Source organism: Leisingera aquaemixtae, assembly GCF_019801145.1.
GTDB classification, from domain to species: domain Bacteria; phylum Pseudomonadota; class Alphaproteobacteria; order Rhodobacterales; family Rhodobacteraceae; genus Leisingera; species Leisingera aquaemixtae_A.
Map to the genome: position 1 here is coordinate 319,953 of NZ_JAHVJQ010000004.1, position 18,315 is coordinate 338,267.

The 18,315-nt window shown below is 62.5% G+C and carries 24 protein-coding genes; 11 read left to right on the forward strand and 13 right to left on the reverse strand.

The window, feature by feature from the left end:
- Positions 1–2: 2 nt before the first annotated feature.
- Positions 3–689, reverse strand: coding sequence for a haloacid dehalogenase type II (locus tag KUW17_RS11835; RefSeq protein WP_222479276.1), 687 nt, complete (start codon positions 687–689; stop codon positions 3–5).
- A gap of 137 nt (positions 690–826) precedes the next feature.
- Between KUW17_RS11835 and KUW17_RS11840 the strand changes: the two genes are divergently transcribed.
- On the forward strand, positions 827–1,255 hold the full coding sequence (locus tag KUW17_RS11840) for a peptidylprolyl isomerase (protein WP_222479279.1): 429 nt from the start codon (positions 827–829) through the stop codon (positions 1,253–1,255).
- 129 nt (positions 1,256–1,384) lie between these two features.
- Here the strand turns inward: KUW17_RS11840 and KUW17_RS11845 are convergent, their stop codons facing one another.
- The 5 genes from KUW17_RS11845 to fabA form a co-directional block, all read right to left on the reverse strand.
- Complete coding sequence (locus tag KUW17_RS11845; RefSeq protein ID WP_222479281.1) at positions 1,385–2,008, reverse strand: TetR/AcrR family transcriptional regulator; 624 nt, start codon at positions 2,006–2,008, stop codon at positions 1,385–1,387.
- A complete protein-coding gene (locus tag KUW17_RS11850) occupies positions 2,005–2,637 on the reverse strand; it encodes an HD domain-containing protein (protein ID WP_222479283.1) in 633 nt (210 codons plus the stop codon). The genes KUW17_RS11845 and KUW17_RS11850 overlap by 4 nt, the downstream gene beginning before the upstream one ends.
- Before the next feature lie 130 nt (positions 2,638–2,767).
- Complete coding sequence (locus KUW17_RS11855) at positions 2,768–3,559, reverse strand: enoyl-ACP reductase (protein WP_222479285.1); 792 nt, start codon at positions 3,557–3,559, stop codon at positions 2,768–2,770.
- Between the two features lie 6 nt (positions 3,560–3,565).
- The gene (fabB, locus tag KUW17_RS11860) at positions 3,566–4,795 is read right to left on the reverse strand and encodes a beta-ketoacyl-ACP synthase I (RefSeq protein WP_222479287.1); all 1,230 of its coding nucleotides are present in this window, start codon (positions 4,793–4,795) and stop codon (positions 3,566–3,568) included.
- Positions 4,796–4,840: 45 nt separating this feature from the next.
- The gene (gene fabA, locus KUW17_RS11865) at positions 4,841–5,350 is read right to left on the reverse strand and encodes a bifunctional 3-hydroxydecanoyl-ACP dehydratase/trans-2-decenoyl-ACP isomerase (protein ID WP_039158860.1); all 510 of its coding nucleotides are present in this window, start codon (positions 5,348–5,350) and stop codon (positions 4,841–4,843) included.
- A 215-nt stretch (positions 5,351–5,565) separates the two neighbouring features.
- On the opposite strand from fabA, the gene irrA reads away from it, so the two are divergent.
- Positions 5,566–5,982 carry an iron response transcriptional regulator IrrA gene (gene irrA, locus KUW17_RS11870; RefSeq protein ID WP_222479289.1) on the forward strand — a complete coding sequence of 139 codons (417 nt, stop codon included), beginning with the start codon at positions 5,566–5,568 and terminating at the stop codon, positions 5,980–5,982.
- On the opposite strand, the gene KUW17_RS11875 is transcribed toward irrA, so the two are convergent.
- Positions 5,947–6,879, reverse strand: a complete 933-nt coding sequence (locus KUW17_RS11875; protein WP_222479291.1) for a LysR family transcriptional regulator — start codon at positions 6,877–6,879, stop codon at positions 5,947–5,949. The genes irrA and KUW17_RS11875 overlap by 36 nt on opposite strands.
- 99 nt (positions 6,880–6,978) lie before the next feature.
- Here KUW17_RS11875 and KUW17_RS11880 point away from each other — a divergent pair, with 99 nt between their 5' ends.
- On the forward strand, positions 6,979–7,776 hold the full coding sequence (locus KUW17_RS11880; RefSeq protein ID WP_222479292.1) for a phytanoyl-CoA dioxygenase family protein: 798 nt from the start codon (positions 6,979–6,981) through the stop codon (positions 7,774–7,776).
- Between the two features lie 79 nt (positions 7,777–7,855).
- Here the strand turns inward: KUW17_RS11880 and KUW17_RS11885 are convergent, their stop codons facing one another.
- The 3 genes from KUW17_RS11885 to KUW17_RS11895 all read right to left on the reverse strand — a co-directional run bounded on the left by KUW17_RS11885 (position 7,856) and on the right by KUW17_RS11895 (position 9,956).
- On the reverse strand, positions 7,856–8,800 hold the full coding sequence (locus KUW17_RS11885) for a radical SAM/SPASM domain-containing protein (RefSeq protein WP_226428891.1): 945 nt from the start codon (positions 8,798–8,800) through the stop codon (positions 7,856–7,858).
- A gap of 526 nt (positions 8,801–9,326) precedes the next feature.
- Positions 9,327–9,500: a DUF1328 domain-containing protein gene (locus tag KUW17_RS11890; RefSeq protein ID WP_222479296.1), complete on the reverse strand. Its 174-nt coding sequence runs from the start codon at positions 9,498–9,500 to the stop codon at positions 9,327–9,329.
- Between the two features lie 36 nt (positions 9,501–9,536).
- A complete protein-coding gene (locus KUW17_RS11895; protein WP_222479298.1) occupies positions 9,537–9,956 on the reverse strand; it encodes a hypothetical protein in 420 nt (139 codons plus the stop codon).
- Between the two features lie 88 nt (positions 9,957–10,044).
- Here KUW17_RS11895 and KUW17_RS11900 point away from each other — a divergent pair, with 88 nt between their 5' ends.
- From KUW17_RS11900 to KUW17_RS11910, 3 genes are all read left to right on the forward strand, one after another.
- Positions 10,045–10,776 (forward strand): Crp/Fnr family transcriptional regulator, encoded by a 732-nt coding sequence (locus KUW17_RS11900; RefSeq protein WP_222479300.1) that lies wholly within the window; start codon positions 10,045–10,047, stop codon positions 10,774–10,776.
- Between the two features lie 190 nt (positions 10,777–10,966).
- A complete protein-coding gene (locus KUW17_RS11905) occupies positions 10,967–11,137 on the forward strand; it encodes a DUF1328 family protein (RefSeq protein ID WP_222479751.1) in 171 nt (56 codons plus the stop codon).
- 126 nt (positions 11,138–11,263) lie between these two features.
- Positions 11,264–11,761, forward strand: coding sequence for a Dps family protein (locus KUW17_RS11910; RefSeq protein WP_222479302.1), 498 nt, complete (start codon positions 11,264–11,266; stop codon positions 11,759–11,761).
- 192 nt (positions 11,762–11,953) lie between these two features.
- Here KUW17_RS11910 and KUW17_RS11915 read toward each other — a convergent pair whose 3' ends face one another.
- Positions 11,954–12,769, reverse strand: a complete 816-nt coding sequence (locus tag KUW17_RS11915; RefSeq protein ID WP_222479304.1) for a response regulator — start codon at positions 12,767–12,769, stop codon at positions 11,954–11,956.
- Positions 12,770–12,797: 28 nt separating this feature from the next.
- Here KUW17_RS11915 and KUW17_RS11920 point away from each other — a divergent pair, with 28 nt between their 5' ends.
- Genes KUW17_RS11920 through KUW17_RS11935 form a run of 4 tightly spaced genes read left to right on the forward strand, consistent with a single transcriptional unit; the run spans position 12,798 to position 16,836 of the window.
- Entirely contained in the window at positions 12,798–13,055 is a 258-nt protein-coding gene (locus tag KUW17_RS11920; protein ID WP_226428886.1) for a NepR family anti-sigma factor, read from the forward strand.
- Positions 13,048–13,605 (forward strand): RNA polymerase sigma factor, encoded by a 558-nt coding sequence (locus KUW17_RS11925; protein WP_222479306.1) that lies wholly within the window; start codon positions 13,048–13,050, stop codon positions 13,603–13,605. The genes KUW17_RS11920 and KUW17_RS11925 overlap by 8 nt, the downstream gene beginning before the upstream one ends.
- A complete protein-coding gene (locus tag KUW17_RS11930) occupies positions 13,602–15,374 on the forward strand; it encodes a sensor histidine kinase (protein ID WP_261397168.1) in 1,773 nt (590 codons plus the stop codon). The genes KUW17_RS11925 and KUW17_RS11930 overlap by 4 nt, the downstream gene beginning before the upstream one ends.
- The gene (locus KUW17_RS11935) at positions 15,352–16,836 is read left to right on the forward strand and encodes a phospholipase D family protein (protein WP_222479308.1); all 1,485 of its coding nucleotides are present in this window, start codon (positions 15,352–15,354) and stop codon (positions 16,834–16,836) included. The genes KUW17_RS11930 and KUW17_RS11935 overlap by 23 nt, the downstream gene beginning before the upstream one ends.
- A 131-nt stretch (positions 16,837–16,967) precedes the next feature.
- Here KUW17_RS11935 and KUW17_RS11940 read toward each other — a convergent pair whose 3' ends face one another.
- Positions 16,968–17,099, reverse strand: a complete 132-nt coding sequence (locus KUW17_RS11940; protein ID WP_222479310.1) for an entericidin — start codon at positions 17,097–17,099, stop codon at positions 16,968–16,970.
- Positions 17,100–17,109: 10 nt separating this feature from the next.
- A complete protein-coding gene (locus KUW17_RS11945; protein WP_222479312.1) occupies positions 17,110–17,598 on the reverse strand; it encodes a hypothetical protein in 489 nt (162 codons plus the stop codon).
- 209 nt (positions 17,599–17,807) lie between these two features.
- Here KUW17_RS11945 and KUW17_RS11950 point away from each other — a divergent pair, with 209 nt between their 5' ends.
- Positions 17,808–18,194, forward strand: a complete 387-nt coding sequence (locus KUW17_RS11950) for an exopolysaccharide biosynthesis protein (protein WP_222479314.1) — start codon at positions 17,808–17,810, stop codon at positions 18,192–18,194.
- Positions 18,195–18,315 lie beyond the last annotated feature (121 nt).

Consider the following 18,315-nt stretch of genomic DNA (forward strand, 5'->3'; position numbering starts at 1 on the left):
GTTCAGCCCTTGGCAAGGTCCGGGATGGTGGTCAAATCCGGCAAGATGTGCGCCGGTTTCCAGGGCAGGCGGTCCACAGGCTCGCCCGCGCGGTTCACCCAGGCGGTCACAAAACCATAGCCGGCGGCCCCAGCCGCGTCCCAGCCGTTGGAGGAGACAAACAGCACCTCTTCCTTGGCGCAGCCGAACCGTTTGCCAACCAGATCATAGACGCGGGCATCGGGTTTGAAGATGCCGACGCTTTCCACCGAAAGAACATCATCCAGCACATCGCCCAGCCCGGCCGACTGCACGGCGCCATCCAGCATGGCAGGGGAACCATTCGACAGGATCGCGGTATTCATGCCCGCGTCTTTCAATTCCCGCAGCATCGCGGGCACTTCCGGATAGGCCTGCAGCTCCCAGTAGAGATCCAGCAGCCGCTGGCGCAGCGCCACGTCGCCGGACAGTCCGGCCGCCTCCATCGCCCAGTCGAGCCCGTCCTGAGTCACGTCCCAGAAATCAGCGTGAGCATTGGTGATAGCGCGCAGCCAGGTGTATTGCAGCTGTTTCAGCCGCCAGTGGCTGGCAAGCTCTGCCCAATTGTCCTGTAGGTGCGGAAACGCGGGTTCACTTGCGGCCTGCCGGGCGGCGGCGGCGACATCGAACAGCGTTCCATAGGCGTCGAAGATACAGGTGGTGATCGGCATTCTGTCCTCCCCTGCGGCGAGATTGGCACGAAGGCAGAGAGCGGGCAAAGAAGGAAATTGTACCCATACGGGTTTACATCGCGTCTGCGGCCGTTAGGCTGCCCCCCTTGATCAACCCGCAACCGATTGGAGGTCTCATGACCGGGGTAAAGAACGGCGACACCGTGCGCATCCACTACACAGGCAAGCTGACAGACGGCACCGTCTTTGACAGCTCGGAGGGCCGGGATCCGCTGGAATTCACCGTAGGCGCGGGCCACGTGATCGCGGGAATGGATGCAGGTCTCGAAGGCATGGCGGTAGGGGACAAGAAAGTCCTCGAGATCCCCTGCACCGAGGCTTACGGCCCGATCAATCCCGCTGCCCGTCAGGAAATCCCGCGCGAGGGTATCCCTGCGGACATCCCGCTGGATCTTGGCACCCAGTTGCAGATGCAAAGCCCCGATGGCCAGGTGCTGCCGGTGACCGTCGTGGAAGTCAGCGACGAAACCGTGACCCTGGACGCCAACCATTTCCTCGCGGGCAAGGATCTGGTGTTCGACATCGAGCTGGTTTCCGTCAATTGAGCTGAACTGCGCTGCGGGCGGGGGCTCCCGCCCATTGCGATGCAATCTGCTGATTGCATCCTCACCGGTTGGGCCCGGCGCCGCTTGCGGCGCAGGGCCACCTGCGTCGGCATGGTGCGCTGCGCGGGCTCAGCCGGGGCTTTGTTCTCCGGAAGAGCGGGTAATAAGCGCCGCGATACCGCGCGCGGCGTTTGCGGCAAACTCTTCCAAGGCGGGCCGCGGAACACCGGACCGGGCGCGCAGGCCGATGGAGTGCAGCGTGGCCGCAGCAAGCGCTGCCGCCGCGTCCAGGCTTTGCGGTGCCGCCGTTTGCGCGTGGCGCTGAAGCAGGCGCCGGAATTGAACGTCGCTTCGCTCAAGCTGTTCCTGAAGCTTGTCCCGGATTTCCGGGTGCGCGGGCGCTTCTGCTGTTGCGGTTGAAAAGACCAGACAGCCCCGGCCGCCTTCGTCTGTCTGGTAAAGATCCAGCATCGCCAGAAATACGGCCTGCAAGGCTGCGGCCGGGGACGCCTCTGAAGGCACTTTGTCAGTCAGATAGTCCCTTGTTCTGGAAGCAAAATCGTCCATCGCTGCCAGAAACATATCCTCTTTGCCGCCAAAGGCCGCATAAAGGCTGGGCCGTACCAGCCCGGTCGCCTTGGCCAGGTCGTCAAGCGAGGTCGCGGTATAGCCCTTGGCCCAGAAGCAGCGCATGATGGCCTGCCGCACTTCACCTTCGTCGAACTTGCGCGGGCGCCCGCGGCCCCGACTCATTCCGGGAAATCCGCGCCGTGCAGCATGTCGCAGAAATGCGGCTGGTAGAAACCCGGGACATTCCGGCGCGCCACATCTGCCCCGAAGTTGTGCATCGCCGTCATCGGTTTCTCCGCATAGATCCGTGCCAGGGCCTGTTCCATGGCCTGTTTGAAGCCGAGGCGGGGGTAGGCGTCAAGCACCTGTTCCATCACCTCCGGAGTGATCTTGTCATGCGGGATCACACCGACGTCGATGCCCGCACCGATTTGCACCAGGGCTGCTTCCGGCGATTTCTTTTGCGGGATGGAAAACGTGGTGTGCAGCGCAATGGCGTCCCAAACCCGATCGATGCGGGATTGCTCCACATTCTGCGCCGCAAGAAAGCGCGCGGCGGCATCCGCGGCATCCACTTCAAACCGGTCATCGCCCTTGTAGGCTTCTGTCAGGCCCAAATCATGCAGCATGGCGGCGATGTAGAACAGCTCCGGGTCGTAGGTCATACCCATCTTCCGAGCCATCAGCGCGCCGAACGCATGGGAGCGGCTCACATGGTTGTAGAGGAAAGGCTCGCTGGCCATGCGGGCCATTTCTGCGGCAGCTGCGCAGAGTGCGGTATCCGGCGCGGGAACGAGGTTTGACAGCGGCATCTGAGTCCTCCTGTGTGTGCGATGTTTTCTATTATTATGCGATTCGGTATAAAAATACAGAAGCCAAAGTGCAGACAAAAGAAAAGGCGCCGCAAGGGCGCCTCAACTTTCTGAATTTACAAGCAGCCGATCACAGGTGATCCGGCTGCGGCATGCCCAGGATGTGGAACCCGCCATCGACCCGGATGATTTCGCCGGTGGTGCAGGCGCCGGCATCCGATGCCAGGTAGACTGCAGTGCCGCCGACCGCCTCCAGCGTCGCGTTGTCGCGCAGCGGCGCATTCTGTGCGGTGTGTTTGAAGGTCTTGCGCGCGCCGCCGATTGCGGCCCCGGCCAGGGTCTTCATCGGACCGGGAGAGATCGCGTTCACGCGGATGCCTTCCGGGCCCAGATCATTGGCCAGATAGCGGGTCGCGGATTCCAGCGCCGCCTTGGCCACACCCATCACGTTGTAGTTCGGAACCACCTGGTTCGAGCCCTGGTACGTCAGGGTCAGCAGGGTGCCGCCGTTCTCCTTCATCAGCGGGTGGGCACGGCGCGCCACTTCGATGAAGGAATAGGCTGAAATATCCAGCGAGTTCTTGAAGTTCGCCCGCGTGGTATCCAGGAAGCGCCCGGTCAACTCGTTCTTGTCCGAATAGGCAATTGCATGGACCACAAAGTCAATCGCGGGCCAGCGGCCTGCCAGCTGCTCGAAAGCTGCGTCCAGCGACGCATCGTCGGTCACGTCGACGTCGACCATGAAATCCGAACCGACGCTCTGCGCCAGCGGCTCCAGCCGCTTGCCAAAGGCTTCACCCTGGTAGGTAAAGGCCAGTTCGGCCCCGGCTTCCGCCATGGCCTTGGCAATACCCCAGGCGATGGAGCGGTCATTGGCCACGCCCATAATCAGGCCGCGTTTGCCTGTCAGCAGTCCCGCCATCGTCACTTATCCCTTGTACTTGCTCAGAACCATCGAGCCGTTGGTGCCGCCAAAGCCGAAGCTGTTGGTCATCACCGAGTCGAGGCCGGCGTTTTCCACCAGGCTGGTGGCAATCTCACCCGGCAGGATGCCTTCGGCGAGGGTGTCGACATTGATCGACGGGGTAATAAAGTCGTTGTCCAGCATCAGGAGGCAGAAGATTGCCTCCAGCGCACCGGCAGCGCCCTGGGCGTGGCCGGTCATCGATTTGGTCGAAGAGATCGGCGGCACGTTGCCCTCGCCAAACACCCGGCGGGCAGCTTCGACTTCGCCGACATCGCCGACCGGGGTCGAGGTGCCGTGTGCGTTGATGTAATCCACCTTGCGCCCTTCGGGCAGGGTCGACAGCGCCAGGCGCATTGCTCGCTCGCCGCCTTCGCCGGACGGGGCCACCATGTCGTGGCCGTCGGAAGTTGCGGCAAAGCCGGTCACCTCGGCATAGATCTTGGCGCCGCGGGCCAGCGCGTGCTCCAGCTCTTCCAGCACCACGATGCCGCCGCCGCCGGAGATCACGAACCCGTCGCGGTCCTGGTCGAACGCGCGCGAGGCTTTCTCCGGCTCGTCGTTCTTCTTGGAGGACATCGCGCCCATGGCGTCGAACAGGCAGCTGAGGGTCCAGTCCAGCTCCTCGCCGCCGCCGGCGAACATCACGTCCTGCTTGCCCATCATGATCTGTTCAGCGGCATTGCCGATGCAGTGCAGCGAGGTCGAGCAGGCGGAGGTGATCGAGTAGTTGATGCCCTTGATCTTGAACGCGGTCGCGAGGTTCGCGGAGATCGTCGAGGACATGCACTTCGGCACCGCAAAGGGGCCGATGCGCTTAGTGGCGCCGGTTTTCAGCACTGTCTGATGCGCAGTCAGCATGGCCGAGGTCGACGGGCCGCCGGAGCCTGCCACTAGGCCGGTGCGCTCGTTCACCACCAGATCTTCGGACAGCCCCGCGTCGGCAATTGCCTGGCTCATGGCGATATGGGCATAGGCCGCGCCGGGGCCCATGAAACGCAGGGCGCGCTTGTCCACATGCTCGGCGACGTCGATCTTCAGCGTGCCGGCCACCTGGCTGCGGAAGCCGTGCTCAGCCATTTCCGGGCTGGCAACGATGCCGGATTTCCCGGCCTTCAATGAGGCGGTGACCTCTTCGGCATTGTTCCCGATGGAGGAGACAATCCCCAAACCGGTGACGACGACGCGGCGCATGTGCGTACTCCTGTTCCTGTGACTTTTGTCCTGCCGGAAAGCGTATCAGCTTTCGGACAGGGCCACTTTCATATCCTTGACCTGATAGATCACTTCACCGTCTGCTTCCACGATGCCATCGGCAACGCCCATGGTCAGGCGGCGGGTCTGCACCGCCTTGGTGAAGTTGACGCGGTAGGTCAGCATCTTGCGGTCCGGGCGCACCATGCCGGTGAGCTTCACCTCACCCACACCCAGCGCATAGCCGCGGCCCTGCCAGCCGCGCCAGCCCAGGTTGAAGCCGGTCAGCTGCCACAGGCCGTCCAGGCCCAGGCAGCCGGGCATGATCGGGTTGCCGGGGAAGTGGCAGTCAAAGAACCACAGATCCGGGGTGATGTCGAATTCTGCAATCACATGGCCCTTGCCATGTTCGCCACCGTCACCGGAAATCTCGGTGATACGGTCCATCATCAGCATCGGCGGCGCCGGCAGCTGTGCATTGCCGGGCCCGAACAGCTCGCCCCGCGCGCATTTCAGCAAATCGTCCTTGTCAAAGCTGCTGGGGTAATCGGCCATCCGGGCGCATCTCCTGCATGAGGTTCGTGTATATTTATCTGGCTCCCTGTAACACCCGGTCAAAGGGTCCTGCAAGGGTACCCCGCGTCACTTCCTGCGCTGATTGTGCCACAGGCGCACCGGAAACGGCCTGCCAGCTGCGAATGAATTTCATTTGAAAAACCCCGGGTGTTGCTCCTATATATACGGTCAGCAACGCGAAGCAGGACCTGCTCATGACGCCAAACAGCGAAGAAGTGGCCACACGCTGGCTGACAGATGCCGGGCTGAGACCCACCCGGCAGCGGGTTGCGCTTGCCGAATTGCTGGTGGGCGACGGCAAGCACCGCCATATCACGGCGGAAAGCCTGTTCGAGTCGGCCAAGAAAAAGGGGGCCGCGGTTTCGCTGGCCACCGTGTACAACACGCTGCGCGCCTTCTGCGATGCAGGCGTGCTGCAGGAGATCCCGCTGGACGGCTCCAAAAGCTATTTCGACACCAACACCCACGACCACCCCCATTTCTTCTGGGAGGATGAGGGCCGCGTCAGCGATGCGCCTGCACAGGAACTGGTGATTCACAAGCTGCCGGAAGCACCCGAGGGGATGGAGATCGCCTCAGTCGACGTGGTGATCCGCCTGCGCAAGGTCTGACCCGGCGGCGCCCAGTTCCCTTTGCAGAATGCGGTAGGCCTGATGGGCTGCAGAGGTCTCTGGCAGCTCTGCATGTGCTGCCAGAATCACCGGTTCCTCTGCCCCCGGATCGGTCACCCGGACCGTCCGCAAAGGTTTGCCGTCATAGCTCATGCCGCCGGGCGGCAGGCTGTAGCTGATGCCAACTCCCTCGCCATTGGCTGCCAGGCTGCGCAGGAGCTCCAGCGAATCTGCCCTGTGAGCGATCCGCGGCACCAGCCCGTGCGCCTTGAACAGTCCCAGCATATGTTGCACCGACAGCCCCTCCTGCGACAGCACCAGCGGGTGCTGTGCCAGCTCAGCCAGAGATATGCCGCCGCGGCCGGCCAGCGGATGGTCCGGCGGCACCAGCGCGTGTGGCGACAACCGGTCCAGCTGTGCCCGGCTGAAGCCCGCGTCCAGCCCCAGATCATAGGTGACCGCCAGATCGGCCTCGCCCTCTGACAGGGCCGTGATCAGAGGCTCAAAACCGCAGGCCCGGTGGCTGATCTCCACCTCTGGAATGGCCAGACGCAGCGCTTTCAGGGCAGGCGCCAGCAGGAAGGGGGCAAGGTCGGAAAAGCAGACCAGCACCAGTCTCTTTTGCCCGGCGCCCGCAGCCTTGGGATCCTCCAGAAGGGCAGCCTGTTCCAGCAGCGCCTGGGCTTTTTCTGCAAACAGCCTGCCCTGCGGCGTCATTGCCAGCGCCGCCCCGCGGCGGCGCAGGAAAAGGGTGTGGCCTAGATGATCTTCAATCCGGCTCAGCGCGGCGGAGAGCGCGGGCTGGCTTACATGAACGGCATCCGCCGCGGCTGACAGGCTGCCGTGCCGGGCCACAGCGCAGATATATTCGTAGTGGCGCAGGGTGAGATATAACATTTGTGGAAGGGTATCTTAAAAAGATATGATTTGAAACTATGCCCGGGCCGCGGCAGGAATGGCGCATCAGAATTGCATCATTCAGCAGCGGAGGCAGCAATGGTCCACCCCCTCATCACCCCGGAGCATGTCGAACAATACCAGCGCGACGGCGTGGTCCTGATCCGCGGGCTGTTCGCGGACCAGGTTGAGCTGCTGCGTGCAGGCGTTGCTGCGAATATGGAAAACCCCGGGCCGTATGCCTCGAACAATGAAAAAGCGGGCCAGACCGGGCGGTTCTTCGACGACTACTGCAACTGGACCCGCATTCCTGAGTTCCAGCAGGCGATTGAAGACTCCCCAGTCGCCGAAGTCGCCGCCGACTTGATGAAATCCACTTCGGTGCAGATGTTCCATGACCATGTGCTGGTCAAGGAGCCGGGCACCTCGATGCCGACCCCCTGGCATCAGGACGGCCCCTACTATTTTGTCGAAGGCGAACAGACCATCAGCTTCTGGTCGCCGCTGGATGAGGTGAAGGAAGCCACCCTGCGCTGTGTGGCCGGCTCGCACAAATGGGAGAAGGAAGTGCTGCCGACCCGCTGGGTATCTGAGGAGGACTTCTTCCCGGATGAAGGCCAGTACATGCCGGTCCCGGACCCGGATGCCGAAGGCATGACCGTGCTGGAGTATCCGATGCAACCGGGCGACGCGGTGGCCTTTAACTACAAGATCCTGCACGGCGCCCGCGGTAATACCTCCGCCGCGCGCCGGCGCGCCTTTTCGCTGCGTCTGGTGGGGGATGATGCGCGTTATGTGGAACGCCCCGGCCGCACCTCGCCGCCGTTCCCGGGCCATGAGATGCAGCCCGGCCAGCGCCTGCGCGAGGATTGGTTCCCGATCCTGCTGCAGCGGTAAAGGGGAGGGGGCGTTGCCCCCTCAGGCCTTTGGCCTTCACCCCCCAGAGCATTTTTGCAAAGAAGTAGGGCCGGGCAGGCTATGCCTTCAGGTCGCGCCGGATGCCCATATTTTCGGCGTTTGAGAAGGAGCAGGTCTTGCAGATGCCGAATTGCTTGAGGAAGCCGCGCTTGCGGGCGCGGGCGGCCTCGTCTGAGCGGTAGGCGGCGAGGAAACCGTCCTTCTCAACGTTGGGCAGCTGGATTACCTGGTCGTAGTCGATGCAGCACAGGCCCAGATCGCCGTTCCAGAACACCACCGACTGGAACAGCGGCACCGTGCACAGCGCGTGGCTGGTGTGCCGCGGGTGGCGGCGGAGCTTTTTCTGGCGCGGCAGGAAATGGGCGAACTCGCGCTTCTGATCGGCGGAGGTGTAGGAGCCGATCGAGAAGGTCTTGAACCGCACCCTGTCAAAACCCGCCTCGCGCGCCCAGGCTTCCATCTCATCCATCTGCGGTTCGGAATAGCTGGTCAGCAGCGTCTGCAGCACCGTAACAGGGGTTTTGAAACCCAGCTCCTTCTTGATGTTCAGGAACTCCTCGATGCTGGCTTTGACCTTGCCGAAGTCGGAGTTGACCCGGTAAATCTCCTGCGCCTCCTTGGAGAACCCGTCCATGCAGAGATTGACACGCGCCAGTCCGGAGCGGACCAGCCGTTCGCTCATCTCAGGGGTCAGGCGGGTGGCATTGGTCGACAGGTAAGTGTCGTGGCCGTTCTCATGCGCATAAGCGATGAAATCGGGCAGGTCCTTGTGCAGCGTCGGCTCACCCGAAAAACTGAAGTAGATCGCCGGTTTCTCCGGCTGGTCTTTGAAATCGTCGATGATCTTGCGGAACACAGCTGGCTTCATCATGCCGCGCTTGCGCTGCATCGCAAATGTCACCGGGCAAACCGGGCAGCGCAAGTTGCAGCTGTTGGTGGCGTCGATGATGATGATCTTCGGCGGGCGCCGGAAGAAAGACAGCGGCAGCAGCCGTGCCAGCATGTGAAGCGCCCGTTCATGCAGACCGGGAGGATTTGCAGGTAGATCAGGCTGCGCAGACTCCGGTTTCAGATCAGGGGCTGGGGCGAGATCCTGCATTTGGCTGTCTCCGTGTGGTGCTTGCACCGTCAACCTTAATCGCTAACGGCTGGCTGGCAAGCATTTGACCGGTCACAACCCGTTAGTTGTGCGTGATCGCCGCCCGGCCAAAGCGTGGGGGGGCGCTGCAAGGGATCATTGCCGGGTGGATTTCCTGCGCCGGCAAGGCCTGGCCGTTTGCCGGGCTTGCGCGTCAGTCTTGTCCCCCTTTGCGATACTCGGACAGCGCGGCCGGCGCAGCGCATGGTGTTTCAGGAAGCTTTCCGCTTCCTCAAAGCATGACTGCCGCGGGAAACACGCACTGCCGCAACAGCGGATAACAGCGCGCAACCCGGAAACGCCGGATGGCGGCCTTCCCCCCCGGACCGGCCGCCATCCGGTACCGCATTCCCAAGCCGGCAGGCCGGCTGAACGCGGTACGTGCGCCGCCTTAGACCGGCGGCTTACCTTTCATCGCACGCGCAACCATCGCGATGACAAACAGGATCAAGAAGATAACAAAGAGGATCTTAGCAATCCCCGCAGAGGCGCCGGCGATGCCGCCAAACCCGAGCAGCGCTGCAACCAGAGCGATTACCAAAAACGTAAGTGCCCAACCAAGCATGTCTTTCTCCTTTGACAGGGCTGCCAGAAACAGCAGTCAGAAAACCAACCCGGGAAAACCTGTTTGGTTCCCTGCGCCATGGTTGCGGGGGGGCAGATGGGCCAGGATCATCCGGGTGGAAACCGGCCTGGCAAGCACCGGCCAGCGCAGCCGCGGCGACCGCGCGTCCAGTTCATTTTCGGCCATGCTCCCCATCAGAACGAGCCTGCCGCCCCGGCTTTGGACCCTCCTGTCGATCTTCAGGCGCGCCACAAGTTCCGTACCTGCTTCCACGAAGGCCACGGCTATACGCTGGTAGCCGTCAAGAACTGACAGCGCGACCTTGTGGCCCTGTTGCACACTGATCTCAGCGGACGGGTCGTAATCGATAATCGCATCGCAAATATCGCATGTGACCAGATAGTCCCTGGAGGCGATCAGGTAGATATGCGCGCTTCCGCGGTTGGACGTATCCATTGAACATGCTCCCCCTGCACCCCGGTATTTTGGAACTTTTCCGGTCCTCATGCATTAAACTGCGACATAGCCGAGGAGGGGGAAGATCATGTCTGCGACCGCCTGTCAGAACTGCCCATTGCGCAAACGGGCCATTTTCACGCCAATGTCGCGCGAGGAAGTCGGCTTTACCCAGGAATTCAAGACCGGGGAAATGGTTGTAGATGCCGGAACCACGATCCTCCTTGAGGGATCCAACAGCCCGCAGCTCTTCACGGTTCTGAAGGGGATGGGAACGCGCTACAAAACACTGGAAAACGGGCGGCGGCAGGTAATCAATTTCCTGTTCCCGGGCGATTTCGCCGGGCTTCAGGCCGGGCTGATGGGCGAAATGAAACATTCCGTCGAAGCCACCACCAGCATGACATTGTGCGTGTTCCGCAGGGCGGCGCTGTTCGAACTGTTCGAGCGGCACCCGGAGCGGGCGTACGACCTGACCTGGATTGCTGCCGTCGAGGAGCATTTCCTCGGTGAAACCATCGCCTCGCTGGGGCAGCGCGATGCCCGGCAGCGCATCGCGTGGGCCTTGGTGCGGATGTATCAGCGGCTGCAGGCCGTCGGCATGGAGGTCAAGAACGCTGTGCCGCTGCCCTACCGTCAGCAGGACCTTGCGGATGCTCTGGGCCTGTCGCTGGTGCACACCAACAAGATGCTGAAAATCCTTCGCAGCAGCAAACTGGCGGAATGGACCAATGGCATGCTGAAAATCAGGAATTTGCCGGCGCTTGCCGAAATGGCCTTGGTGGACCTGGATGCTCCCGATTTGCGGCCGCTGATCTGACGGGCGGCCAGCCAAATCCCTTTTGCCTGCGGGTGCTGCAATTGCACCTGCGAAACCATTGGCCCAAGCCGCTCGCCGAGACACGGCAGCGAGCCCCCTGGCAAGTGAGGGGCAAGGCAGTCCACAGCTATGGAACATTTTCCGGGGCTGCGGGTTGAATACTTACACCACGCAACTGAAAGGATACGCCATGCTTTACTGGGCACTCGTTTTCCTGGCCGTTGCTGTCATCGCCGGCGCCTTCGGGTTCGGCGGCTTTGCCTCGGCCTCCGCAGGAATCGCACAAATCCTGTTCTTCGTTTTCCTGCTGCTGTTCGCGGCAGTTCTGATTGCGCGCCTCCTGCTCAAAGGCACTTCCTGACACCCAGGCCGCCGGGGGCGCGGGCGCGCGGCTCCCTGCAAGCCCGGCGGAGGCGAAGCGGAACTTTCTTCCCGCTCATGTGTTTACTCCCAGTCATCAAACCATGGACCAGAAAAGGAGTTTCCCATGACTGGCGCGCTTTCCGCCGTTCCAAGCCCCGACAAAGTTGAAACCGGTGTGAAGGACACCGGCGCAATTGCCGAGGGCTTGGCGGATGTGCTTGCAGATACATACCGGCTTGTCTTCAAAACCCACGCCTGCCACTGGAATGTGGAAGGCCCGGCGTTCTACTCGATGCACAAGCTGACAGAGGAGCAGTACGAGAACATGTTCACGGCGGCCGACCTGCTGGCCGAGCGTATCCGCGCGCTGGGGCATCTGGCCCCGTCACGGATGGACGAGGTGCTGAACCGCTCGAAAATCGAGGACCCGGACGGTGATCTCAACGCCGGGCAGATGGCCCAGGATTTGGCTGCAAGCCACGAGCGTAATGCCCACAGGCTGCACGCCCTTGCGGAGGTCGCCGGGCGCCGCCGCGATATCGTTACCGAGGATCTGGCAACCGCGCGCTCGGCCTTCCACGAGCAGGCGGCATGGATGCTGCGGGCAATCGCCAAGTCGTGACGCCCCAAGCCGGCTGTCTTCCTTCCCGGGCTCCCGGCTGGCAGGAAGACAGCCAAGCGCCTGGAGGGACGCCAGCCAAAGCTGCGCCTTATTTGCATTAGGTGTGCAATCGTTCAGCACGCCGTAGAACGGAAAAAGCCCGGGCCGCAGATGCAGCCCGGGCTGTGCAAACAGGTCTCACCCGATCAGCTGTCAGGCCTTCAGTGTTTCGGTTGAGGAAAAAAACATTGCCTGGCTTACGGCGGAACGAACCTGCTCTTCGGTGTAGGGTTTGGAGATCAGGAAGGCAGGCTCTGGCCCTTCGCCGGTCAGCAGGCGCTCAGGATAGGCCGTAATGAAGATCACCGGGCGGTCGCCGTGTTCGGCAAGAATGCCGTTCACCGCATCGATGCCGCTGGAATTGTCGGCCAGCTGGATGTCCGACAGTATCAAATCGGCCGGCGCATCAGCTGCAAGGTCCTTGGCGCGGGCTTCGGTGCGGGCGATGCCGGTCACGCTGTGGCCCATTCCGGTGACAATAGCCTCCAGGTCCATCGCGATGATGGCCTCGTCCTCGATGATCATGATGTTGCCCGCGGTCGAACGTGACATTTCATCATAAGCGATTGAAATCAGCTCGGAAGCCTCGCTCTCGCTTACTTCCATGATGGTGCCGGTGTCGGCTGCGCTGAAATCTTCAATGGTGTGCAGAAGCAACGCCTCACGGGTGTTCGGCGTCAGTTGCCGCAGGTGCTTCTGCGCCTTGGCCGCAAGCCCGGTATCCGTCTCATAGTCACCTGCCGGTCCGCCCGACGAGGCCCAGATCGCGTGGAAAACCCGGAACAGTGCCACTTTGGGCGACAGGCTGCTGTCATATTCGGCTTCGCCCGCCAGGATCGCCTCCAGCGCTGCCAGGGCATATTTGTCGCCGCTGCTTTGGCTGCCTGTCAGCGCCCGCGCGTACCGGCGCAGATAGGGCAGGTTGGCTCCAATCTGGCTGGCGATCAGTTCTCCCGGTTGAGAGGTCATTTTGCGACGTTCCTTTTTTGCAATATACATGGAACTATACGCGCCCCGGGACGTTTGGTTCCAGAAACTGCGCAAAAAAATGATGGATTGCATGACACAGCCCCCACGTGCCCGGCCGCGCAAGGAGCAGGCCGACCGCGAAATCGATGAGAACCTGAAGCGGGCGTTCAATGAGGTAGCCAGCCAGCAGGTGCCGGACCGGTTTACCGAACTGCTTGAGCAGTTGAGAAAGCAGGAAACGCAAAAACCGTCCGGGCAGTCTGAGGAGGCCGCCTCCGATGACTGATGTTCAGGCCGACCCGAGAGACGACTTGGTCAATCACCTTGGCGCTCTGCGCGCTTTTGCGGTCAGCCTGACACGCAACAGCGCCACGGCGGACGATCTGGTGCAGGACACCCTGGTCAAGGCATGGACCAACATCGATAAATTCGAGCCCGGCTCAAACATGCGCGCTTGGCTGTTCACGATATTGCGCAACACCTTCTACTCGCTGCGCCGCAAGCGCAAGCGCGAGGTCGAGGATGCGGACGGTGTCCTCTCCGAGAAACTGGCGCAGAAACCCGAGCACGACGGGCGGCTTCACATGCGGGATTTCGGCTCTGCGTTTGCGCAGCTGAACGACGAGCAGCGCGAGGCGCTGGTGCTGGTTGGGGCGGGCGGATTTTCCTATGAGGAGGCGGCAGAGATGTGCGGCGTGAAGACCGGCACAATCAAAAGCCGGGTCAACCGCGCGCGTGCCCGCCTGACAGAACTGATGGATCTGGACGAGCAGAGCCAGATGGAACTGACAGATAGCGTTACTGCTGGGATTGTTGCCCAGCAAGGCGCTGCATGATCGCAATGCCGCGGCGGCTGGCAGGCGGGTTGTTTCTGCGTCTTGCGGCGCTGATGACCTTTGCCCTGCTGCCGCTTGGCCTGATTGCGCTCTACCAGACAAATGCCGTCGTCGACGAAGCCACCCGGCTGTCGCATGCATCTTTGCTGGACCGCACTGAACGGGCGGCGGCGCGGGAAAGGAAACTGCTGCAGCGGGCAGGCGGGGCAACCGAGGGGCTGGCGGCGGCCATTTTGCCGGTGGCCGAAGACAGCCGCGGCTGCAGCGCGCTGCTCAGAGCCTTCACCGAGGGCCCGAACCCCTTTACTTTCGCCGCCTTCGTCACCCCGAATGGCCAGGTGGATTGCGCTTCAGACGGCCAGGCCCGGGACATGTCGGGCAACTGGCTGTACCTGAAGGTCCGGCAGACGTCGCAGCTGTCCTTCGCCCTGGGGCGCGATCTCCTGGGTGAGGGCCGCTCCTATCTTCTGGCTGCCAGCCCGGTCCAGCGCGATGGGATACTGCTGGGCTACATTGCGATCGCGATTCCGCACAAGGTTACGCCAATTCAGCCGGGCACAGACATCCGGGGCGAAGGCATTGAATTCGTTACGGTTGATGCGCAGGGGGAAATTCTGTCCGCCACTTTGCCCGGTCCCGAAGCGCCGGAGGTGCTGCCGGTGTCGGTGCCGCGTCGGGATCTGGTGAACCGCGTAGGGGACACGTTCTTCGAGGACGCCCGCTCCGGCAGCGAGCGCTTCTTTGCAGTGACTGAAATCCTCCCTGGTCAGGTGGTTGTCGTCGGGAGCTGGCCGGTGGAGGATGCCATTCTGGCGGCCAGAAATCCGGCGTCCCTGATGACTGTGGCTTTTCCTGTCCTGATGTGGCTGGCGGGCGTCTGTGTTGCGATCCTCGGCCTTCAGCAGTTGGTGATCCGGCCCCTTAGTGCACTGCGCAAGGCCATGCGGCGCTACGCGCTGGGAGAGCGGGAAGACCCGAAGCTGGAATTGAAGAACCCCCCGCGCGAGTTCGAGGAAGCGCAGCAGTCCTTCAACCGGATGGTCGCCATCCTCAGCGAAGCTGAGCGGCGGCGCGAACTGGATCTGGAAGAAAAGACCATTCTGCTGCGCGAGGTTCATCACCGGGTCAAAAACAACCTGCAGCTTGTGGCCTCGATCATGAACATGCAGGCCCGCAGCGCCCACACGCCCGAAGCCCGGCGGATGCTGTCGCAGCTGCAGCGGCGGGTGCGCGGCCTGGCCACGATCCACCGCCATTTGAACACCAACCCCGACATCACCACCGTGGACAGCCGCGAGCTCATCCGCGAACTGATCTCCGAAATCGGCGCAATGAACGTCAGGGCGGGGCAGGAAGTGGCAATCCAGACCGATCTGGCGGAAATCCCGCTGTCCCAAGATCAGGGCGTTACCCTGTCGATGCTGGTGTCCGAGGCGATGACAAACGCGGTCAAGCATCTCGGCATCCCGGAGGGCGGGCGCCCTGAGATACAGGTCAACCTGCGCGAAACAGCTGAAAACTGGCTTGAGCTTGAAATCATAAATACCAGGGGCCGGCCCTTGCAGCATCCAGAAGAGCATATTGCGGGAGGCGGGATCGGCGCACGGCTGATGATGGCTTTTGCTGCCCAGCTCGAAGGGGACGCCAGGACGCTGGAGACCGAGGACAGCTTTGTCTACCGGCTGGGCTTCCCTGCCGTTGCAGGAGCTGCGCCGCCGGACGAAACCCAGAAAGAACAGGACGAGGATGCAGCAGAATCCGCAGCGTGACGACCTTGGCTGCCCGGAGTTTGCAGTTCTGGTTACGGCCGAGCAGGCCTGGCCAGCCTTTGAACGTGCGGTTCTGCAGGCCAGGACGGAGATTACAGCGAGCTTCCGCCTCTTTGACTTGTCCACCGGCCTGCTCAGCGCTGAGGCGCGCGAAACCGGTGACACCTGGGCGGATCTGATTGCCGCCGCCTTGCGCCGCGGCGTGAATGTCCGCCTGGTGGTGAGCGACTTCGACCCGGTGATGGCCGCGCCTCTGCACGCCGCGGCGCAAAGGACATTGGATCAGGCCCGGGAAATCCGCGACGGGCTTGCGCCCGAGGAAGCCGCGCGGCTTTCCGTAACTGCTGCGCTTCATCCGGCCCGTGCCGGGATCCTGCCGCGGCTGGCATTTTCGCCCTTTGTGCTGCGCAAGCTGCGGAAGCTGCCGCGGCGGTTACGGCCCTCTGCCGCGGAAACCGGGCTGCCGCAGCTTTATCCCGTGTCGCATCACCAGAAGGTCGCGGTGGTTGACCGCGAAACCCTGTATATCGGCGGGCTGGATCAGAACCGCCGCCGGTACGACACCCCGGACCATGATCAGCCGGCGTTCAAGACTTGGGCGGATGTGCAACTGCTGCTGCGCGGCCCGGAGGCTGAGGAAGCCGCCGCGCACCTGGATTGCTTCCTCGAGGACGTGGCGCAGCGCAGAACGCCGCTTGAAGGCCGCCACATCCGCCGCACCCTGTCTGTTCCGCGCCGTGCCGGATTCTGGGCGCTGTCGCCAAAAACAGTCCTGCGCGAGATTGAAGAGGATCACCTGGCTGCCTTTGCAAGTGCCAAACGCCTGATTTATCTGGAAACCCAGTTTCTGCGCTCCAGCGTCATCGCCCGCGGTCTGGCCGGTGCAGCCCGGCGCAATCCGGACCTGTCGCTGATCCTGATCCTGCCTGCCTTGCCAGAGGACGTCGCCTTTGACGGCAATCAGGAGCTGGATGCCCGCTATGGCATGGCGCTGCAGGCGGAAGCGCTGGAGACTGTGAACGCGGCCTTCGGCTCCCGTGCCTGCATTGCCAGCCCGGTGCAGCGGCGCATGGCGGCCCGGGATGCGCCTTCGACGCTGGCTGGCTCACCGATGATCTACCTGCACAGCAAGGCGCTGATCACGGACCGGGACTTTGCCCTGGTCGGTTCGGCCAATTTGAACGGCCGGTCGATGCGCTGGGATACGGAGGCGGCCTTGCGGATCACCCGGCAGGACCGGATCGCACGGCTGTGGCAGGCGCTTGCCCGGCATTGGTGGCAGGAGGACCTGCCAGCAGCAGCGCTGGAGCCTGGGAGTGCAGCCGACTGGTGGCAGCAGGAAATCCAGCGCAACCAGGTGCGCCGTCCGGAAGCCCGCCGCGGACTGCTGGTGCCGCATGACCCGGACCGGATGGCTGAGCTGCAGCAGCCCCTTCCCGGAGCGACCGAAGACATCGTCTGACCTGCCGCCCGGGGGCGATGCCGGGGGCAGCCTGGCGATCCGGTCCTGCGTGAAGCTTCCTTGTGCGCAAAAAAACGATGGTCCGGGGCAAGCGGCCGCCGGACCATTCAGAATTCAATTGGCAACGCAGGTTATTGTTGCGCTTCCTGGGATTCTTCTGTGATTTCATTGCCGAGGTTCGACACGTCTCTGCCAAAACCTTCAGCTGTTTCACAGGCGGCCGTCAGGCCGGCCAGGGCCAGAACTGCAAGAAAGATACGCATAGCCGCCTCCTTATTTCAGTTTCGACGCGACATTGCCTGCAAAGGCATCAATGATGGCGTTGTAGAACAGCTCGCTGTCCACGGTCACAAGCGCAGGATCGGTGCCCTGGGGGTAGTACGCATTCACCTGGTCCGCGGAGACGGTGAGGTCGTAGCGCATGTCCTGGGACGCGTCTGGCATGTCGATGTCGACGTCGCCCTTCAGAACCCATTCGCCAACGCCCAGGGCCTGCTCAAAGTTGCTGGCCAGGGCGACGGAGTCGATCTCGACATTGATTTCGGCTGTCTCCGACGCGCCTGCCTCGGCGATTTGGCCGATCAACTGCTGGGCAAGGGCTGTTTCAAGGTCGGTTTCCAGGCTCGTCCAGACTTTGGCCGCCTGGTAATTTTCAATGGCGCTCAGGTCCGCCGTCACGTCGATTTCGGAAACCATCGGGCCTGCTGCGGCCGCCGTGGCCATGGCCGCGGCAAGAGCGGTGGTGCGGATCAGATGAGTCATTGTCGATGCTCCTTTCCATTGATGTCCCTCGCTGGGATGCACGGTGAGAACGCATGTGCGGGAACAAAGGTTCCTGCGCCGGCGGGAAAATCGGCCTGCCTGCACACTGTCGGCGGAAAACTTCTTGAACGGGTAGCGCCGGCGGCGGGAACCTGCCGCCGGGCAGGGGTGTTGGCCCGCCGTAAGCAAGCAGCCGGTCAAGGAACGAAATGGATTCTGCCAAACAGCCTGTCGAAAATGTGCTCAAGAAAACCAGCGCCATTGCACGCCGCCACCGCACGGCCATAACCGTCGGCAAGATGGCAGAGGAGCTTGGGCAAAACTCGCTTCCGGCTGTGCTCGCCCTTCCGGCGCTGGCAGTGGTTACCCCGCTCAGCGGCATTCCGCGGTTCTCTTCCGCTTGCGGTGTCATGATCTGCCTGATCTGCGGCGCGCTGATACCGCTGCTGGAAGTCGTGCCCTTTACCTCGTCGCTGCTGGGCGCCGCCGTCGGCCTGCTGGCTGTTGCCATGCTGACCCGTGACAGGCTGATTGCGCTTTCGACGCTTGGCGGCATTGGCACCGCCGCGGCAGCGCTGTCAGCGGGCCTGATTTAGCGGTCTGCTGTCAATTAATGTTTCAAGCGCCTGAATAGAAGAAGACCGGGTCCCGGTCGGGAACCCGGTCTTGCGCCGCTTGGCCGGGATGCCAGTCCGGTACACTGCTGCGAGGCAGGAA

What these genes read in the sequence shown, in the direction of transcription:
- KUW17_RS11835 (WP_222479276.1), bottom strand. Translation starts at nt 689, where the DNA reads ATGCCGATCACCACCTGTATCTTCGACGCCTATGGAACGCTGTTCGAT.
- KUW17_RS11840 (WP_222479279.1), top strand. Translation starts at nt 827, where the DNA reads ATGACCGGGGTAAAGAACGGCGACACCGTGCGCATCCACTACACAGGC.
- KUW17_RS11845 (WP_222479281.1), bottom strand. Translation starts at nt 2,008, where the DNA reads ATGAGTCGGGGCCGCGGGCGCCCGCGCAAGTTCGACGAAGGTGAAGTG.
- KUW17_RS11850 (WP_222479283.1), bottom strand. Translation starts at nt 2,637, where the DNA reads ATGCCGCTGTCAAACCTCGTTCCCGCGCCGGATACCGCACTCTGCGCA.
- KUW17_RS11855 (WP_222479285.1), bottom strand. Translation starts at nt 3,559, where the DNA reads ATGGCGGGACTGCTGACAGGCAAACGCGGCCTGATTATGGGCGTGGCC.
- fabB (WP_222479287.1), bottom strand. Translation starts at nt 4,795, where the DNA reads ATGCGCCGCGTCGTCGTCACCGGTTTGGGGATTGTCTCCTCCATCGGG.
- fabA (WP_039158860.1), bottom strand. Translation starts at nt 5,350, where the DNA reads ATGGCCGATTACCCCAGCAGCTTTGACAAGGACGATTTGCTGAAATGC.
- irrA (WP_222479289.1), top strand. Translation starts at nt 5,566, where the DNA reads ATGACGCCAAACAGCGAAGAAGTGGCCACACGCTGGCTGACAGATGCC.
- KUW17_RS11875 (WP_222479291.1), bottom strand. Translation starts at nt 6,879, where the DNA reads ATGTTATATCTCACCCTGCGCCACTACGAATATATCTGCGCTGTGGCC.
- KUW17_RS11880 (WP_222479292.1), top strand. Translation starts at nt 6,979, where the DNA reads ATGGTCCACCCCCTCATCACCCCGGAGCATGTCGAACAATACCAGCGC.
- KUW17_RS11885 (WP_226428891.1), bottom strand. Translation starts at nt 8,800, where the DNA reads ATGCTGGCACGGCTGCTGCCGCTGTCTTTCTTCCGGCGCCCGCCGAAG.
- KUW17_RS11890 (WP_222479296.1), bottom strand. Translation starts at nt 9,500, where the DNA reads ATGCTTGGTTGGGCACTTACGTTTTTGGTAATCGCTCTGGTTGCAGCG.
- KUW17_RS11895 (WP_222479298.1), bottom strand. Translation starts at nt 9,956, where the DNA reads ATGGATACGTCCAACCGCGGAAGCGCGCATATCTACCTGATCGCCTCC.
- KUW17_RS11900 (WP_222479300.1), top strand. Translation starts at nt 10,045, where the DNA reads ATGTCTGCGACCGCCTGTCAGAACTGCCCATTGCGCAAACGGGCCATT.
- KUW17_RS11905 (WP_222479751.1), top strand. Translation starts at nt 10,967, where the DNA reads ATGCTTTACTGGGCACTCGTTTTCCTGGCCGTTGCTGTCATCGCCGGC.
- KUW17_RS11910 (WP_222479302.1), top strand. Translation starts at nt 11,264, where the DNA reads ATGACTGGCGCGCTTTCCGCCGTTCCAAGCCCCGACAAAGTTGAAACC.
- KUW17_RS11915 (WP_222479304.1), bottom strand. Translation starts at nt 12,769, where the DNA reads ATGACCTCTCAACCGGGAGAACTGATCGCCAGCCAGATTGGAGCCAAC.
- KUW17_RS11920 (WP_226428886.1), top strand. Translation starts at nt 12,798, where the DNA reads ATGGAACTATACGCGCCCCGGGACGTTTGGTTCCAGAAACTGCGCAAA.
- KUW17_RS11925 (WP_222479306.1), top strand. Translation starts at nt 13,048, where the DNA reads ATGACTGATGTTCAGGCCGACCCGAGAGACGACTTGGTCAATCACCTT.
- KUW17_RS11930 (WP_261397168.1), top strand. Translation starts at nt 13,602, where the DNA reads ATGATCGCAATGCCGCGGCGGCTGGCAGGCGGGTTGTTTCTGCGTCTT.
- KUW17_RS11935 (WP_222479308.1), top strand. Translation starts at nt 15,352, where the DNA reads ATGCAGCAGAATCCGCAGCGTGACGACCTTGGCTGCCCGGAGTTTGCA.
- KUW17_RS11940 (WP_222479310.1), bottom strand. Translation starts at nt 17,099, where the DNA reads ATGCGTATCTTTCTTGCAGTTCTGGCCCTGGCCGGCCTGACGGCCGCC.
- KUW17_RS11945 (WP_222479312.1), bottom strand. Translation starts at nt 17,598, where the DNA reads ATGACTCATCTGATCCGCACCACCGCTCTTGCCGCGGCCATGGCCACG.
- KUW17_RS11950 (WP_222479314.1), top strand. Translation starts at nt 17,808, where the DNA reads ATGGATTCTGCCAAACAGCCTGTCGAAAATGTGCTCAAGAAAACCAGC.